13 protein-coding genes are annotated in these 14641 nt (G+C 70.6%); 3 read left to right on the top strand and 10 right to left on the bottom strand.

Going from position 1 to position 14641, the window contains the following annotated elements; genetic code table 11:
* The 8 genes from DDQ50_RS15620 to DDQ50_RS15585 all read right to left on the bottom strand — a co-directional run bounded on the left by DDQ50_RS15620 (position 1) and on the right by DDQ50_RS15585 (position 8810).
* Positions 1 to 996 carry a nucleoside hydrolase gene (locus tag DDQ50_RS15620; protein WP_116757731.1) on the bottom strand — a complete coding sequence of 332 codons (996 nt, stop codon included), beginning with the start codon at positions 994 to 996 and terminating at the stop codon, positions 1 to 3.
* Positions 993 to 1967, bottom strand: a complete 975-nt coding sequence (locus DDQ50_RS15615) for a nucleoside hydrolase (protein WP_116757803.1) — start codon at positions 1965 to 1967, stop codon at positions 993 to 995. Before DDQ50_RS15615 ends, DDQ50_RS15620 begins: the two co-directional genes overlap by 4 nt.
* Positions 1964 to 2542 carry an AAA family ATPase gene (locus DDQ50_RS15610; protein WP_116757730.1) on the bottom strand — a complete coding sequence of 193 codons (579 nt, stop codon included), beginning with the start codon at positions 2540 to 2542 and terminating at the stop codon, positions 1964 to 1966. The genes DDQ50_RS15615 and DDQ50_RS15610 overlap by 4 nt, the downstream gene beginning before the upstream one ends.
* A 47-nt stretch (positions 2543 to 2589) precedes the next feature.
* Positions 2590 to 3918 carry an amidohydrolase family protein gene (locus tag DDQ50_RS15605; protein WP_116757729.1) on the bottom strand — a complete coding sequence of 443 codons (1329 nt, stop codon included), beginning with the start codon at positions 3916 to 3918 and terminating at the stop codon, positions 2590 to 2592.
* Positions 3915 to 5468, bottom strand: coding sequence for an ABC transporter ATP-binding protein (locus tag DDQ50_RS15600; protein WP_116757728.1), 1554 nt, complete (start codon positions 5466 to 5468; stop codon positions 3915 to 3917). The genes DDQ50_RS15605 and DDQ50_RS15600 overlap by 4 nt, the downstream gene beginning before the upstream one ends.
* A gap of 47 nt (positions 5469 to 5515) precedes the next feature.
* Entirely contained in the window at positions 5516 to 6604 is a 1089-nt protein-coding gene (locus DDQ50_RS15595) for a BMP family ABC transporter substrate-binding protein (RefSeq protein WP_116757727.1), read from the bottom strand.
* Positions 6605 to 6666: 62 nt separating this feature from the next.
* Entirely contained in the window at positions 6667 to 7641 is a 975-nt protein-coding gene (locus DDQ50_RS15590; RefSeq protein WP_116757726.1) for an ABC transporter permease, read from the bottom strand.
* Positions 7642 to 7643: 2 nt separating this feature from the next.
* Positions 7644 to 8810 carry an ABC transporter permease gene (locus DDQ50_RS15585; protein WP_116757725.1) on the bottom strand — a complete coding sequence of 389 codons (1167 nt, stop codon included), beginning with the start codon at positions 8808 to 8810 and terminating at the stop codon, positions 7644 to 7646.
* A gap of 81 nt (positions 8811 to 8891) precedes the next feature.
* On the opposite strand from DDQ50_RS15585, the gene DDQ50_RS15580 reads away from it, so the two are divergent.
* The 3 genes from DDQ50_RS15580 to DDQ50_RS15570 all read left to right on the top strand — a co-directional run bounded on the left by DDQ50_RS15580 (position 8892) and on the right by DDQ50_RS15570 (position 12126).
* Positions 8892 to 9992: an ADP-ribosylglycohydrolase family protein gene (locus DDQ50_RS15580; protein ID WP_116757724.1), complete on the top strand. Its 1101-nt coding sequence runs from the start codon at positions 8892 to 8894 to the stop codon at positions 9990 to 9992.
* Positions 9989 to 11026 (top strand): ADP-ribosylglycohydrolase family protein, encoded by a 1038-nt coding sequence (locus DDQ50_RS15575; protein ID WP_116757723.1) that lies wholly within the window; start codon positions 9989 to 9991, stop codon positions 11024 to 11026. The genes DDQ50_RS15580 and DDQ50_RS15575 overlap by 4 nt, the downstream gene beginning before the upstream one ends.
* Positions 11027 to 11112: 86 nt before the next feature.
* Positions 11113 to 12126: a LacI family DNA-binding transcriptional regulator gene (locus DDQ50_RS15570; RefSeq protein WP_116757722.1), complete on the top strand. Its 1014-nt coding sequence runs from the start codon at positions 11113 to 11115 to the stop codon at positions 12124 to 12126.
* Here DDQ50_RS15570 and DDQ50_RS15565 read toward each other — a convergent pair.
* Positions 12123 to 13055, bottom strand: coding sequence for a nucleoside hydrolase (locus DDQ50_RS15565; protein ID WP_116757721.1), 933 nt, complete (start codon positions 13053 to 13055; stop codon positions 12123 to 12125). The genes DDQ50_RS15570 and DDQ50_RS15565 overlap by 4 nt on opposite strands.
* Positions 13052 to 14455, bottom strand: coding sequence for an amidohydrolase (locus tag DDQ50_RS15560; protein ID WP_116757720.1), 1404 nt, complete (start codon positions 14453 to 14455; stop codon positions 13052 to 13054). Before DDQ50_RS15560 ends, DDQ50_RS15565 begins: the two co-directional genes overlap by 4 nt.
* Between the last annotated feature and the right edge of the window lie 186 nt (positions 14456 to 14641).

Here is a 14641-nt window from a genome sequence, read left to right as displayed (position 1 = left end):
TCAGGGGGTGCGGGCGGGGTCCGGACGCGCCGAGGCCCCTTCGAGTACGGCGATGTATTCGGCGGCGAGCGCTCCGGCGTCGACGGAGGTCACGATCTCTGCTGTCGTTCCGAGCGCGGCTCCGCCGTGCGCCTCGTGCTCGCCGATCCGGCCGCGACGATCGGCCACCATCCGTCCGCGGGAGATGCCCGGCGCGAGGTCGATCTCGACGGGAAGGGTCGTGGCCTTGGCGAGGCCGGGGTGCGCGGTGATGCACGCCACGGCCGCGTCTCCGAGCATCACGGTGCCCGTGCCGGGGAGGCTGCAGTGCTTCAGCCAGACCGATCCGAGGGCCAGCTCGGGCTCGGCGGAGTCGCTCCAGTTCTCGGCGACCGCGAGCGGCAGGGTCGCCGTCCCGAACATCTCCAGCGGGAAGATCGTGGTGGGGATCGGCGACTCGATCACGATCTGCACGGCCTCGGGATCGTGCCAGCAGTTGAACTCGGCCGACGCCGTGGCGTTGCCGCCGTCGAGCGCGCCCGTCATCGCGATGATCCGGCGCAGTCCGCGGGCGTCATCGGGGTGGGCGGCGAGGAACAGGGCGACGTTCGTCAGGGGTCCGAGCGCGAGCAGCGTGATCTCGCCCGGCCGAGCGCGGACCGCGTCGCGGAGGCCCTCGACCGCGGATCGCGGATCGATCGGCCGTCGCGCCGCGGGAAGGACGGCCGCGCCCAGCCCGCCGGGGCCGTGGAACTGCGTCGCATCGCGATGGGGGCCGAGCAGCGGCTTCGCAGCCCCCCGGTGCAGCGGGACGGCGGGTGCGGCGATCGCGTCGAGGACCGCGGCGGTGTTCGAGAGGGCGAGGTCGACATCGACGTTCCCGGCGACCGCGGAGACCCCGACGAGGTCGACGCGCGGACTGCGGGCGAGGTAGAGGAGGGCGAGTGCGTCATCGACTCCGGTGTCGACATCGGCCCAGATCGCCGCGCGGCCCTCCGCGCCGCCGGACGGGGTCATGCCAGCGCCTCGGGGACGACAGCCCCGGTCGGCTCGCTCGCGAGGAGTTCGGACAGGTACGAGAAGAAGCGGGACGCATCGACCGCCTCGATCGCGAGCGCGTTCGGCACCGCGTCGGGCTTCCAGTCGAATACGGTCGCGCCGCGGGTGAGCTCCCCCACGGTCTCGACATCGACCCGGTAGCGGCCCGTCGAGACCGCGAAGGTCGGATCCAGCGAGACGAGCACCGAGAGCGAATCGGGGTGGGTCGATCCCGCGAGGCCCGCGCCCAGATCGAAGTCGAACGTCGCCTGGTTCGCGCGCACGAAGAACCGGGACAGCACGGTGTCCTGCGCGGCGATCCGGGCCACCGCGTCCGCGTCGAAGACGAGATCGCGCAGAGTGGTCGGATCCCACGGCACGACGACCAGATCCGCGAAACCGGCGTCGAAGACGATCTGCGCGGCCTCGGGGTCGACGTAGATGTTGAACTCGGCGGCGGGGGTGATGTTGCCGCGCCCGTTGATCGAGCCACCCATCACGGTCAGCCGACCCACGTTGGCGGCGAACTCGGGGTCGCGCTGGACCGCGAGCGCGATGTTCGTCAGCGGCCCGATCGCGACGATCGTGAGCTCGCCCCGGTGCTCGCGCACGAGACGGACGAGCGCATCGGCCGCGTGCTCGTCCGAGGTGGTGTGGCCGGTCTCCGCCCGACGCAGCCCGCCGACGCCGTCGCCGTGCACCTCGCTCGCGCTGCGCCACTCGCGTTCGAGCGGCTCGCGAGCCCCGAGGTGGACGGGTACCTCTCCGAGGCGCCCGGCCAGCTCGAGGGTGAGGAGCGCGTTGTGCACCTGCTGGTCGAATCCGACGTTGCCCGCGACCATGGTGACGGCGAGCAGGTCCGCGCGCGGATCGAGCAGGCCGACGAGGAGCGCGAAGCAGTCGTCGGCGGCGGTGTCCGTGTCGATGACGAGAGGGATCCGCGGATTCATGCCCGCCACTCGCCGGCTTCGCGGATGCGGATGATCTCGTCGCGGACGGAGGTGTCGCGGCCCTCGCGCTCGGGGAAGATCTTCGACCCCTCGGCCCAGAAGTCGTCGACGGTGCGACCGGCCTCCTGTCCGCGACGGGTGTGCACGTCGAGGGCGTAGTCGGGGATCTCGAACGGATGGTCGGTCGCGATCTCGTGCAGGATCAGGTTGGCCCACTCATCGCTGGTGCGGTCCTTCGGCGAGGTGGCGAGCAGACGGATCGCGTGCACCGCGAACAGCCAGCGGTCGCCGGCCTCGCGGCCGAGACGCAGGTGCATCTCGTACAGGCTGTTGACGACGACGGGTTCGCGCCAGCTGCCGTCTCCGACGTCCTCGCAGGACATGACGCACAGTCGCGACCACATGATCTCCTCGAGCTCGGCGCTGCTCTCGACCATCTCGCGGGCGACGAGCAGGGCCAGCTTGAGCTCGCCGCGACGGATCGTCTTCTGCAGTGCGGAGATGAGTTCATCGGCCGCGTAGCCGCGGACGCTGGTGAGACGGGTCCAGGGGTCCTGGCTGTGGGGAACGGGCATGGGGGCTCCTCGGTTGGTGATCGGGGTCGGGATGAAGGCGGACGGGGTCAGACGGGGACGGACTGCGAGCGGGTCAGGCGCTCGAAGTCCAGCTCCCTCTTCTCGCGGGCTCCGCCGAGGTCGACCGACAGAAGCTCGCCGTCGCGTTTCAGGAAGCGTCCGGAGACCATCACCGTCGAGCTGTTGAATCCCGATGCGCCGTAGACGAGTGCGGCCTCGAGCGTCTGCGCTCCGGTCGGTCCGCGGTGCAGGGAGGCGGCGGGCAGCGCGATGAGATCACCGACGGCGCCCGCGACGATCCGGCCGTTCGACGTATCGCTGCGCGTGTCGAGCGCTCGATGACCGCGCCACGTCGCGAGCCCGAGCAGTTCTCGCGGCGACAGCACGGAAGGCCGTCGAGCCTCGTGCGTGGCCACCTTGCCGAGCGTGCGCATCTCCTCGAACAGGTCTGCGCTGTTGCTCGACAGACTGTCCGTGCCGAGAGCGATGTTGACGCCGGCATCGAGCGCCGCGCGGACCGGGGTCGGCGGCGCCCCGCTCATCATCGCCACGGAGGGTGCGGCCACCAGGGTGACGGGACGCCCGGAGAGAAGCCCGAGGCCTTCCTGGTCGACGGTGTTGGCGTGAGCCAGGATCAGCGGCCTGTCCAGCACGCCGAGTCGGTCGAGCATCGCGAGCGCCCCCATGCCGAAGCGCTCTCGGCAGACCTGATCCTCCGCGCCCGAGGTTCCGAAGTGGGTGTGCAGGCCGATCCCGTGGTTCATGGCGAGCGCCATCTCGGCTTCGATGTTCTCGAGCTGGTTGTCGACGAAGAAGGCGTGCGGGCCCACCCATGAGTGCACGAGGGGGTCGAGGGGCGCGTTCTCGATGAATGCTTCCGCGGCCGCGAGGCTCGCCTCCCGCGTTTCCCGGCCGCTGAGCCCGATGATCCCGTAGGCGAGCTCGGCGCGCAGCCCCGAGCTGCGCACGACGGAGTCGTACGCCTCGACGGCGAAGTACTGGTCGGCGAAGTAGGTGGTGCCACTGGCGATCATCTCGGCCAGGCTCACCTCGACTGCCGCGGTCATCAAGTCGGTGCTCAGCTGCTGTTCCAGCGGCAGCACGACGGTGCGCCAGCCCTCGAGGGTGAGGAGGGAGTAGCCATCGGCGACACCGCGGAACAGCGTCATCGGCGTATGCGTGTGAGCGTTGACGAGGCCGGGCATCAGCACCTGGTCGCCCAGATCGACGATGTCCGGGCCGACCGGGGTCGGGCCGGTCAGCGGGCCGACCGCCGTGATCGTGCCGTCGGTGATCTCGACCGCCGCGCGGGTCAGCGCGGTGCCGGCCTCGTCACCGAGGTAGACGGTGTCGGCGACGAGTACGACTCGGGTCATGCATCGGCCTCTGCGGCGGACAGCGACTGCCCGGCCATCAGGGCGCCGATCTCGTAGGTGCTGAGCTGCCCGCGGTCGAACGGTCCGGAGAGCCGCCCCTCGTAGAGCACGACGATTCGGTCCGAGAGGCGCTGGAGCTCCTCGAGCTCCGCCGAGACGAGCAGGAGCCCGGCGCCGCGACCGCGGGCGGCGAGCAGCTCGCGGTGGACGAACTCGATGCTGCCGACGTCGAGACCGCGGGTCGGCTGGTTCGCGATGATGAGCTTGGGCGAGCCCTCGAGCTCCCGGCCGATGACGATCTTCTGCAGATTGCCGCCCGAGAGGCTCTCGATGATGCGGGTGGGGGCGGCGCCGCGGATCTCGTACTGCTCGATGAGCTTGCGAGCGAAGGTGTGGATCGCTCCGCGGCGGAGCCAGCCGGCCCGGTTGAAGCGCCGGGTGAAGACGGTCGTGGCGACCGCGTTCTCCTCGAGGGTCGCCGCACGGTTGAGCCCGACGTGCATGCGATCCTCGGCGATGTGCGCGAGGCCGGCTCGGCGCACGCCGCGGGGCGACATGCCCGAGACCTCGACGCCGTCGATCTTAATGCTGCCGGCGTCGATTTTGCGGAGCCCCGCGATGGCGTCGACGAGGTTGCCCTGACCGTTGCCGCTCACGCCCGCGACGCCGACGATCTCTCCGGCTCGCACGGTGAGGCCGACGTCGCTGAGGCCCGAGTCCCCGGCGCTGACCTGGGACGCGTCGAGACCCGCGACCTCGAGCACGGGGGCGCCGGGAGCGATGTGGTCGACGGTGGCGGAGAGCAGGACGTCGCGGCCGACCATAGCCCGGGCGATCGCGGCGGGGGTGGCCTCGGAGGTGGGCATCTCGTCGACGATGTGGCCGCGCCGCATGACGACGACCCGATCGGAGACCGCGAGCACCTCGGGGAGCTTGTGGCTGATGAAGACGACGGCGGTGCCGAGAGCCGCCAGCTTGCGGACCGAGACGATGAGCTCGTCCGCCTCCTTGGGCGTGAGAACCGCGGTCGGCTCGTCCAGGATGAGGAGGCGGGTGTCCCCCGCCAGGGCCTTGAGGATCTCAACCCGCTGCTGCAGACCGATGGGGAGCGCGGCGACGAGCTTCTTCGGGTCGATCGGGAAGCCGAGACGCTCGCCGAGAGCCCCGACCTCGCGCTCGGCCTCGGCGTCGTCGAGAGCACCGCGCTTGAGCGGTTCGCGGCCGAGCATCACGTTCTGCGCTGCCGTGAAGGACGGGACGAGCGCGAAGTGCTGCTGGACCATTCCGATCCCGGCGCGGATGGCGTCCTCGGGCCCCTTGATCGCGACGGGCTCCCCGTCGACCTCGATCGAGCCAGCATCCATGGGGAGGGCGCCGAAGAGCAGGTTCATGAGGGTGGTCTTGCCGGTGCCGTTCTCGCCGACGAGGGCGACGACCTCACCGGCGTGGACGTCGAGGGAGACGTCGGCGACGGCCAGCACCCCGGAGGACGCGAAGAACTTCCGAAGTCCGGTGAGCCGCAGCAGCGGGGCGGATGTCTTGTCGTTCATTCGTGTCCTCCGGGGTGTCGATCAGACGTGTTCTGCGGTGGCGGCGATCAGTTCGCGACGGCCGCGCAGGCGTCGCTGTCGGGCGCGTTCAGCGCGTCGCACACCTCGTAGCTGCCGTCGAGGATCTGGGCGCGGTACTCCTCGACCAGTGCCTTGGCGGCGGTGACCTTCTCCTTCATCGCGGCGTCGGCGCTGTCCTCGAAGGTCGTCGAGCCGATGCCCTCGTCCCATGAGAGACCCGTCGCGCCCTCGGCGAGGCCGACCTTGGTGAAGCCGGGCTTGACGTCGCCGGCCTCAGCGGCTTCGACGGCGAGCTCGACGGTCTGGTCGACGCGCTTCATCACCGAGGTGACGACGGTGCCGGGAGCCACGTCGTCCTGGTTGGAGTCGACGCCGATGGCGTAGAAGCCGCCTTCCTCCGCGGCTTCGATGACACCGATTCCGGTGCCGCCCGCGACCTGGAAGATGACGTCGGCGCCGTCACTGTGCAGGTCGTTGGCGGTCGACTTGCCGAGGTCGGGGTTGGTGAACTCGAAGTTCAGGTAGGCGAGGTTGACCGTGCAGTCGGCGCAGGCGGCGAGCACGCCCTGCTTGTAGGCGTAGCCGAACTGGTTGAGCCCGGGGGCGTCTCCTCCGAGTACCGCTCCGACGACTTTGGACTCGGTGATGCTTCCCGCGACGAGACCCGCGAGGAAGCTGCCCTCGTGGACGTTGATCTGGTAGGCCGCCAGGTTGTCGGGCAGCTCATCGCCCTCGTCGGAGGCGTCCGGCGAGATGATCAGCTGGTTCGGGTACTGCTCGGCGATCGAGATCAGGGTGTCGACCGGCAGGGTGATGCTGAGGATGAGGTCGGGGCTGGTCTGCACCGCGGAGCGCAGGAGGGTCTCACCCTGCGACACGTCGGGGACCTCGATGTGGTTGGTCTTGACTCCTTCGGCCTCGACCGCGGCGAGGCCGGCGAGTGTGGTGTCGGTGTAGGAGAGGTCGCCGGCGGTTCCGCCGACCAGGGTGACGCTGAAGGCGTCGTCCGAGGCGGCGCTGTCACCGCCGGTCGATCCGGAGGAACAGGCCGAGAGTGCCACCACGGCTGCGGCGGTGACCGCGAGGGTGGTGATGGTGCGTGAACGCAGGTTCATGGAAGTGCTGCTCCTTAGGGGAAGTGACGGTACGTGTGGTGCGGTGGTGCTGTGGGGGTGCTTCAGGCGCCCACGCGGGGTGCCTGCCTGAAGCGCTCGAAGATGCCGCGCCGCGGTGGGCGGAACATCCCGAGGGTCTTCTCCGCTCGCATCACCCGGACCCCGACGAAGGCGAGCACGAGGAGGGTGGCGGCGAAGGGGATCAGCTGCACGACGACCTGGGGCAGGTCGGTGACGCTCTGCAACCGGATCGCGAAGGCGTCCGAGAAGCCGAACAGGAGGGCGGCGGGGACGATGAACCGGGGGCGGCTCATGGCGAGGAGCGCCGCGGTCACCGCGATCCAGCCATCGCCGTCGGTCATGTTGCGGGCGAAGAGCCCGAGGTCGCCGACCGTGAGGTAGCTGCCGCCGATGCCGGCGAGCGCACCCGATGCGGCGAGCGCCCAGGTCTGCACGCGGCCCGTGGAGATGCCGGCCGCTGCGGCCGCCTTGGGAGACTCCCCCACGGCGAGCAGGTGGCGACCGGCACGGTAGCGGAACAGCACCGCGTATCCGATGGCCGCGAGGAAGGCGAGGTAGACGAGGGCGTTGTGACCGCTGACGAGGGGGCCGATGATGGGGATGTCGCCGATGACCGGGATGTCGTACTTCTCCATCGCCGGCACCTCGGGGCGCCACACGCCGACGTTGCCGAAGAGCACGCGCATCAGGTACACGGAGAGCTCGACGGCGAGCAGGTTGAGCCCGATCGCGAAGATGATCAGGTCGACCTTGATCGCGTGGGCGGCGGCCATCAGGAGTCCGGTGGAGGCGCCGGCCACCGCCGCGAACAGGATCGCGAGCGGGATCGACTGGGTCGCCGACAGGGCGAACAGTCCCACGAACGCACCGATGAGCATCTTCGCCTCGATGGCGAGGTTGAGGACGCCCGCCCGGTTGCTGAGTGCGGAGGCGATCGCCCCGAAGAGGATGGGGGTCGTGAGCCCGATGCCCGTGCGGAGCATCTCGGGTGTGAAGAGCGCGATGAGGAGGTCCACGGTCAGCGCACCTCGGCAGACGTCGCGGGGGTCTTCGGCTCGCCGTCGGCCGGATCGTCGTTGAGGTCGCCGGGCGGCACGAGCGGCGGTGCCGTGACCGCGGCGGTTCCGCGGCGCTTGCCGAGCCACAGCTCGAGCCGGACCAGCAGCGGGGCCTGGATAGAGACGAACAGGATCATCAGCGCCAGGAGCGCGGAGCCGATCTCGCGGGGCACGCCCAGCAGGATCTGGAGACCGTTGACGGCCCCGACGGTGATCGAGGCGAAGAGCAGAGCCGCGAAGCTCCCGCCGATCACGGTGGTTCCACCGAGGATCGCCGCCGTCAGTCCGTTGAAGCCGGTGCCGTCCATGAAGCCGTCGATCACGCGGTAGTTCATCCCGAGCGCCTGCACTCCCCCGCCCACTCCGGCCAGTGCGCCGCCGAGGCAGGCGGCGCGGATGACGGCGACGCGGGTGCGGAGCCCGGTGTAGCGGGCGAAGATCGGCGCGTCGCCGGCCATGCGCTGCTCGTAGCCCCACGGTGTCTTCGACATGTAGATCCAGACGACGACGATCAAGAGGATCGCGATGAGGAGGTTGACACCGAGCTTCGTGTTCGGATCGAACGAGGTGAGCTGCGCGCTCTCCTCGACGATCGGCGTGTACGAGGCGGTTCCGCCGGAGTCGCGGAGCGGGTAGTTGACGAGGAAGCTCAGGAGCAGGCCGGCCACCGAGTTGACGATGATGCTGACGATCAGTTCGTTGGCACCGAAGAAGACGCGGAAGATGGCGGGAATCGAACCGACCGCGGCGCCGACCACGGCGGCGGCGAGCAGGGCGACGACGGCGTGGATGCCGGGAGGCATCGGGAAGGCGAAGCCGACGACCACGGCGGCGATCGCGCCCATGCCGTACTGCCCCTCCTGGCCGATGCTGAAGAGCCCGGCGCGCAGGACCATGACGGCACCGAGGGTGGTGAGGATCAGCGGCGCCGCGGTCGTCAGCACCACACCGAAGTTGCAGAAGTTCGGCGAGCAGCTGAAGGCGGACTGGCCGATGGCCAGGAGCGCGTCGATCGGGGAGACGCCGGCGATGGCGATGAGGATCCCGCCGACGAGCAGCGCGAGGATCACGGCGACCACGGGGACCGCGACGCGCTGTGTCAGCCGCGCGAAATCGATGTCGTTCACGGAGGTCCTAGGGGGGTCGGAAGCGGGGACGGTGAGGTGAGACTAGGTCGAGGAAACCTTTCTGAGCGATGGCCGAGAGGCATGCAAACGCGTTTGTTCGCGAAGGCGTTACAGCCCGGAAATCCAGCCCGATCGGATCCCTGCACGCGCCTTCGACGGCCGGACATACTGATTCGTGTGCATGATTCGCCGCAGTCCCCGCCTTTGCCTCCGACCCCGAGCGAGCGCGCTCGCGGCTGCCTGATCGGTCTCGCGGTCGGCGATGCGATGGGCGCACCGACCGAGGGGATGACCCGGCAGCAGGTCGCCCGTGAGCACGGGCGCATCACGACCTTCACCGACGAGACCGCGACCGGGACCGACGACACCGAGTACGCCGTGCTGACCGCCCGAGCGGTCATCCGACGCGGCGCCGACCTCACCGGAGATGACGTCGCCGCCGACTGGCTAACCGCCCTCGCCCAGCAGACGGACGGCTACCACGGCGCCGGCTTCAGCGAGATGGGGGCGCTCGCCGCACTCCGATCCGGGGTGCGGCCTCCCCTGTCGGGACGGCGCTGCGCCGAAGCATGGAGTGACGGCGCCGCGATGCGGGCGGCACCGCTCGGCATCGCGGCGGCGGGCGATCCGGCGCGCGCCGCCGAGCTCGCCGAGGCGGATGGCGCGGTCTCGCACTCCCGCGACGGCATCGACGGGGCGCGGGCGATCGCTGCAGCGGTCAGCGTCGCGATGACCGGCGCCGACACCGATGCGGTGCTCGACGCCGCCCGCGCGGCCGTTCCCGATGTCTCCTGGACGGCGCGGACCGTCGATCGCGCCCTCGCCATCGTCGCCGCCGGCGGGGAGCGCGAGACGATCGAGCAGAGGCTGTACGACGAGATCTCGATCCTCGGCTACCCATGGGCCGACAGCGGACCGGAGGCGACGGCCTTCACTCTCGCGGCGGTCGCGCTCGCTCAGGGAGACCCGATCGAGGCCATCCTCACCGGCGTCAACATGGGTCGCGACTCCGACACGATCGCCGCAATGGCGGGCGCAATCACGGGCGCCATGGCCGGAATCGATGCGTTCCCACCCGAGTGGGTGGACCGGGTGAGACTCGTGCACGGTGTCTGCGTCACGGCGACACGAGGAGCCGACCTGCTCCGCCTCGCCGATGACCTGACGGAGGTCGGACGATGAGCTCGAACCCGCGTCTCGATCGCGCCGTCGCCGCCTTCGAGTGCCTGGCGGTCGGCGATGCCCTCGGCCTGCCCGCCGAGTACCACCGGACCGCCCGCGAACCCTGGCTGCGCGGCGCTCTCTGGTCGGGCACCATCGCCCTCGACGAGGAACGCGTCAGTCGCCCGCTGGTGCCGTTCGGGCTCACCCTCGACACGGGGACCATGACCGGCACCGACGACATCGAATCGCTGGCCCTCGCAGCGCGGGTCATGGCCGGTGCCGACCTCGGCATCGACGCACTGTTCGACCGATGGCGCGAGCTGTTCGACGCCGACGAATGGGCGGGGCCGGCCGAACGGATCGCGGCCACGAACGCCGCCCGCGGCCTGCGCCCGCCGGTGACCGGCACCGACAACCCCGCACGCGGCGACGACTCCGCGGTGCCCGCCGCCGTCGCGGCGGGAGTGCGCTTCGCGGGCGATCCGACGGGAGCCGCCGCGCTCGCCGCCGCCTACGCCGGCATCGCGCACGCGGACGACGGCGTGTGGGCACCGGCCGTCATGGCTGCCGCGATCGCCGCGCTCGTCGACGGGGGCGATCTCGACGACGCCCTCTCGTTCGCGCGCTCGCTCGCGCCGACCGGCAGCTGGCTCGACGCCTCGTTCGACGCGGTCGAACCCGTCGCCGGCGCAGGCGGCCCTGCCTTCGCTCGTCTTCCGGCACTTCTCGCCGCGCTCGGCACACGCGACTACTCGCATCCCGCGCTCGCCGCGCGCACCGTGCCGGCAGCATTCGCGATCATCCGGTCGACCGGCGGACGACTGGCCGAAGCGCTTCCGCTCGCGCTGTCCGTCTCCCGACTCTCCGACAGCCTCCCCGCACTCGTGGGCGCTCTCGCGGGGGCGTCCGGCGAACGCATTCCACCCGGGTGGGACGCGGACTGGCGCGGCGGGACGCTCGGCGACCTCGGCACGGTCGGGGGCGTGCTGCAGCCGCAGCTGCGCGGACTCGTCCTCTCCGACCTGGCGCGCGCGCTCATCTTCCCGAAATAACCGAGCCATTCCCTGAAATAAACGGCTGCTATCTTCGTCCGCACGCGGGCCAGCGCCGACCTGACATCACCGATGCGGGAGGCGCCATGACCGACAGACCGGGCGAAGGCCGGGTGTCCATACGCGACGTCGCCCGTGCTGCCGGAGTCAGCCCCACCACCGTCTCGCACGCACTGTCCGGCCGCCGTCCCGTCGCTCCCGAGACGGCTCGCCGTATCCGCGCCCTCGTGCCCGACCTCGGGTACGCGCCGTGGGGCGGCGCCGGCCAGACCTCCGCCGCCCGTTCGTTCCAGCTCGGGCTGATCGTCCCCGACATCTCGAATCACTTCTACGCCGACGTCGCCGTCGGGATCGAGATCACCGCCGACACCGAGGACTACGGCGTGATGATCTGCGCCGCCCAGTTCGATCCCCACCGCGAACGTCGATACTTCAACCTGCTCCGCTCCGGCGCGATCGACGGTCTCGTCTACATCCCGGGCAACGCGAGCTTCGACCCGACCCTCGAGGAGCTCTGCGCCCGCTATCCGGTCGTGATCGTCGATGAACCGGTCCCCCACGTCACCACCCGGCCGACCATCTTCGCCGACAACGTGCTCGGAGGCCGGCTCGCCGCCGAGCATCTGCACTCGCTCGGGCACGAACGCGTCGCCGTGTTCACAGGCCCTCCCGGGCTCGTCTCCACCGAGGAGCGCGTCCAGGGATTCCACGAGATCTACCCCGATGCCCTGCTGCTGCGCGGCGAGTACACCGAGGGTGCCGGCCGCACGCTCGCCCGGGTGCTCGCGAAGTACCACCCCGGTGTCACCGCGGTCTTCGCCGGCAACGATCTCGTGGCGTTCGGCGCGGTCGGGATGTGGGAGGAGCTGGGCCTCAGGGTTCCCGACGACATCTCGGTCCTCGGGTTCGACGATGCGGACTTCGCGGGCCGCATGACCCCGGCGCTCAGCACGATCCGTCAGCGCGGTCGGCAGCTCGGAGCGCGGGCCGCCGAGCTGCTCATCGGGCACCTCGTCCACGGCGCGGAACTCGGCGGCGATCGGATCGCCCTCGAGGTCGAGCTCGTCGAGAGGGCGAGCACCGCTCCCCCGCGGGTCTAGGCCGGGGCGCCACCCGACCCGATCGGGGCGAGTCCTGCGACGATCCGGTCGGCGATCTCGCGCGCCGCCCCCTCCACGTCGACACCGGTCACCAGCCGGACCGACCCGGCGCCCGGGATGAAGCGGGTGCACCCCACCTCTTGCCCGTCGGTGCCGTCGGAGACCACGACCGTGCCCGGTCCCGTGAACTCGAACAGGTCGGGTCGGAGCAGCGCGAGCAGGGTCAGCGGGTCGTGAGGGATCTCGTAGTCCTCGTCCCAGCGGCGCATCCACGCGCGCGCCTGAACCGCGAGGAGTCGGCCGAGCTCGCCGGTCTGCTCGATCCGGGCCACATCCGGTTCGTGGAGGTGGACGCGGGTCGTGATGTCGACCGGGACCAGTGTCGTGGGGATTCCGGCCGACAGCACCCGCTGCGCGGCATCCACGTCGGAGAGGATGTTGTGCTCCGCGGCGGCGGTGGCGAAGTCGCCGCCCATGATCCACAGGTGCTCGATACGGTCCGCGAGTCCGGCATCTTCATCCAGCGCCGAGGCGACCGTCGCGAGCGGGCCGATCGCGAGCAGGTGCGAGCGGGGCTCCCCCGTAGCCAGTTCGCCGATGAGAGCGGCGCCCCGGCTGGGTCCGCCCTCGGTGCTCTGCTCGACGGCGAATCCCGTCAGGTCGCCGTACGCGTCGCCCTCGTGGCCGGCCCACCAGATCTCGCGCCCCGATCGCGTCGCCGAGTCGCCCGGTTCGACGCGCAGCCCCCGCCCGACGAGCTCCGCCATCCGGCGTGCGATGCGGGTGCGCAGCACGGTGTCGCCGTAGGAGGCGCTCAGTCCCAGGAGGTCGAGTTCCGGCGAGCCCCAGATCATGGCGAGTGTGAACTCGTCGTCGATATCGGAGCCGATGTCGCTGTCGAGGATCAGCCGATGGGGCACGCCCGTCACGGGGCGTACTCCTGCATCGTGCCGTTGGAGGTGTCGGTGAGCGCCGGAATGCGTTCGTTGAGCTCGGCGATCGCCTCCGAGAGGTCGAGCATCGTCAGCCTGCCGTCGCGGACGACGACGCGGCCGTCGACGAGGACGGTGCGCACATCGCCGGCCCGCGCGCTGAGCACGAGCGCCGCCGCGAGGTCGTGCAGCGGCTGGTAGTGCGGGCCCGCGAGGTCGATGAGCACGATGTCGGCCCGCTTGCCGGGTTGGATCGAACCGACCTTCTCGCCGAGGCCGAACAGGTCGGCGCTCTGCCGTGTTGCGAGGTCGAGCGCGTGGGCCGAGGTCAGCCAGGTCGAGTCCTCCTCGACGTCCTTCTGCTTGAGCGAGAGCATCCGCATGCTCTCGAGCATGTCGAGGGTGTTGTGCGAGGCGGGCCCGTCCGTGCCGAGACCGACCGTGATTCCCGCGTCGTGCAGCATCCGGACGGGTGTCGAGCTGTGCGCGTTCTTCATGTAGGTCTTCGAGCAGCACGCGACCGCGACGCGGTCGGCGAACGGGACGAGCCATTCGAGATCGCTCTCGATGATGCCGGTGCCGTGGGCGATGATCGTGCCGGCGTCGAGGATTCCGGTGTCGTGCAGGACCTGGATGGGTGTGACGCCGCGCTTCGCGAGGCTCGCCTCGGTCTGCTGCGAGTTCTCGGAGGCGTGGATGTGGATGGGCACGCCCAGTCGTCGGGCCGTATCGGCCGTCGCCTCGAGGTCGGCGTCGGTGACGGTGTAGGTGGCGTGGGGGCCGAGCGCGGTGGTGATCCGACCGTCGGCCGCCCCGTTCCACTTCTCCGCGAATTCTGCCGAGCTGCGAAGGCCCGCCGCGCCGTTCGAGGAGAAGAACGTCGACGCGAGCTGGGCGCGCGCCCCGCTCTCCTCGACGGCTCGCGCGATCTGCTCGGTCGCCCAGTAGTGGTCCGCGAAGCTCGTGACACCCGCCAGGAGCATCTCGCCGATCGCGAGCTGCGCACCGAGGTACACGTCGCGGTCGGTGATGTTCATCTCCATCGGCCACATGTACTTGTTGAACCAGTCCGCCGTTGTGACGTCCTCGGCGGCCCCGCGGAACATCGACATGGGCGAGTGGGTGTGGGAGTTCATCAGGCCGGGGATGGCGACGTGGCCGCGGCCATCGATGATCTCCGCTGCGTCGAGAATCTGCTGCGGCACGGTCGACGTGGGCACGACCCAGGCGATGCCCCCGTCGACGATCCCGATGGCGTGATCGGCGAGGAACTCGACGGTGCCGCGCGCGGCCGTGTCCTCGGCGGGCCGGGACGGGTAGGCGGGTGCCGGGCGCGTGGTCGACGCGAGCACGGTCGCCCCGGTGATGACGGTCTCGACGGCCCCGAGGGCGCTCATGCGCTCACCTCGGTTTCCGAGGCGGTGCGGCAGGCGAAGGGTCTCGGGGGGGAGAGAGCGCGACACGGCATGCCTTTCACGTGAGAGGGTTCGCCGGGCCGCCATTGCCTCCGACAGATGGTGAGTCGCATGCTATCCAGAACGCCGGGCCGCACCCAACCTCCCGCCCCGTCCCGTCCCGCCCAG

Source organism: Amnibacterium flavum (genome assembly GCF_003097495.1).
Lineage (GTDB): Bacteria > Actinomycetota > Actinomycetes > Actinomycetales > Microbacteriaceae > Naasia > Naasia flava.
Note: the sequence above shows the minus strand (reverse complement) of the source record. Positions and strands in the feature narration are given on the sequence as shown.

Coding starts and splice junctions, on each gene's coding strand:
- DDQ50_RS15575 (WP_116757723.1), top strand. CDS start 9,989: ATGAGCTCGAACCCGCGTCTCGATCGCGCCGTCGCCGCCTTCGAGTGC.
- DDQ50_RS15580 (WP_116757724.1), top strand. CDS start 8,892: ATGCAAACGCGTTTGTTCGCGAAGGCGTTACAGCCCGGAAATCCAGCC.
- DDQ50_RS15610 (WP_116757730.1), bottom strand. CDS start 2,542: ATGCCCGTTCCCCACAGCCAGGACCCCTGGACCCGTCTCACCAGCGTC.
- DDQ50_RS15560 (WP_116757720.1), bottom strand. CDS start 14,455: ATGAGCGCCCTCGGGGCCGTCGAGACCGTCATCACCGGGGCGACCGTG.
- DDQ50_RS15615 (WP_116757803.1), bottom strand. CDS start 1,967: ATGAATCCGCGGATCCCTCTCGTCATCGACACGGACACCGCCGCCGAC.
- DDQ50_RS15605 (WP_116757729.1), bottom strand. CDS start 3,918: ATGACCCGAGTCGTACTCGTCGCCGACACCGTCTACCTCGGTGACGAG.
- DDQ50_RS15570 (WP_116757722.1), top strand. CDS start 11,113: ATGACCGACAGACCGGGCGAAGGCCGGGTGTCCATACGCGACGTCGCC.
- DDQ50_RS15600 (WP_116757728.1), bottom strand. CDS start 5,468: ATGAACGACAAGACATCCGCCCCGCTGCTGCGGCTCACCGGACTTCGG.
- DDQ50_RS15620 (WP_116757731.1), bottom strand. CDS start 996: ATGACCCCGTCCGGCGGCGCGGAGGGCCGCGCGGCGATCTGGGCCGAT.
- DDQ50_RS15595 (WP_116757727.1), bottom strand. CDS start 6,604: ATGAACCTGCGTTCACGCACCATCACCACCCTCGCGGTCACCGCCGCA.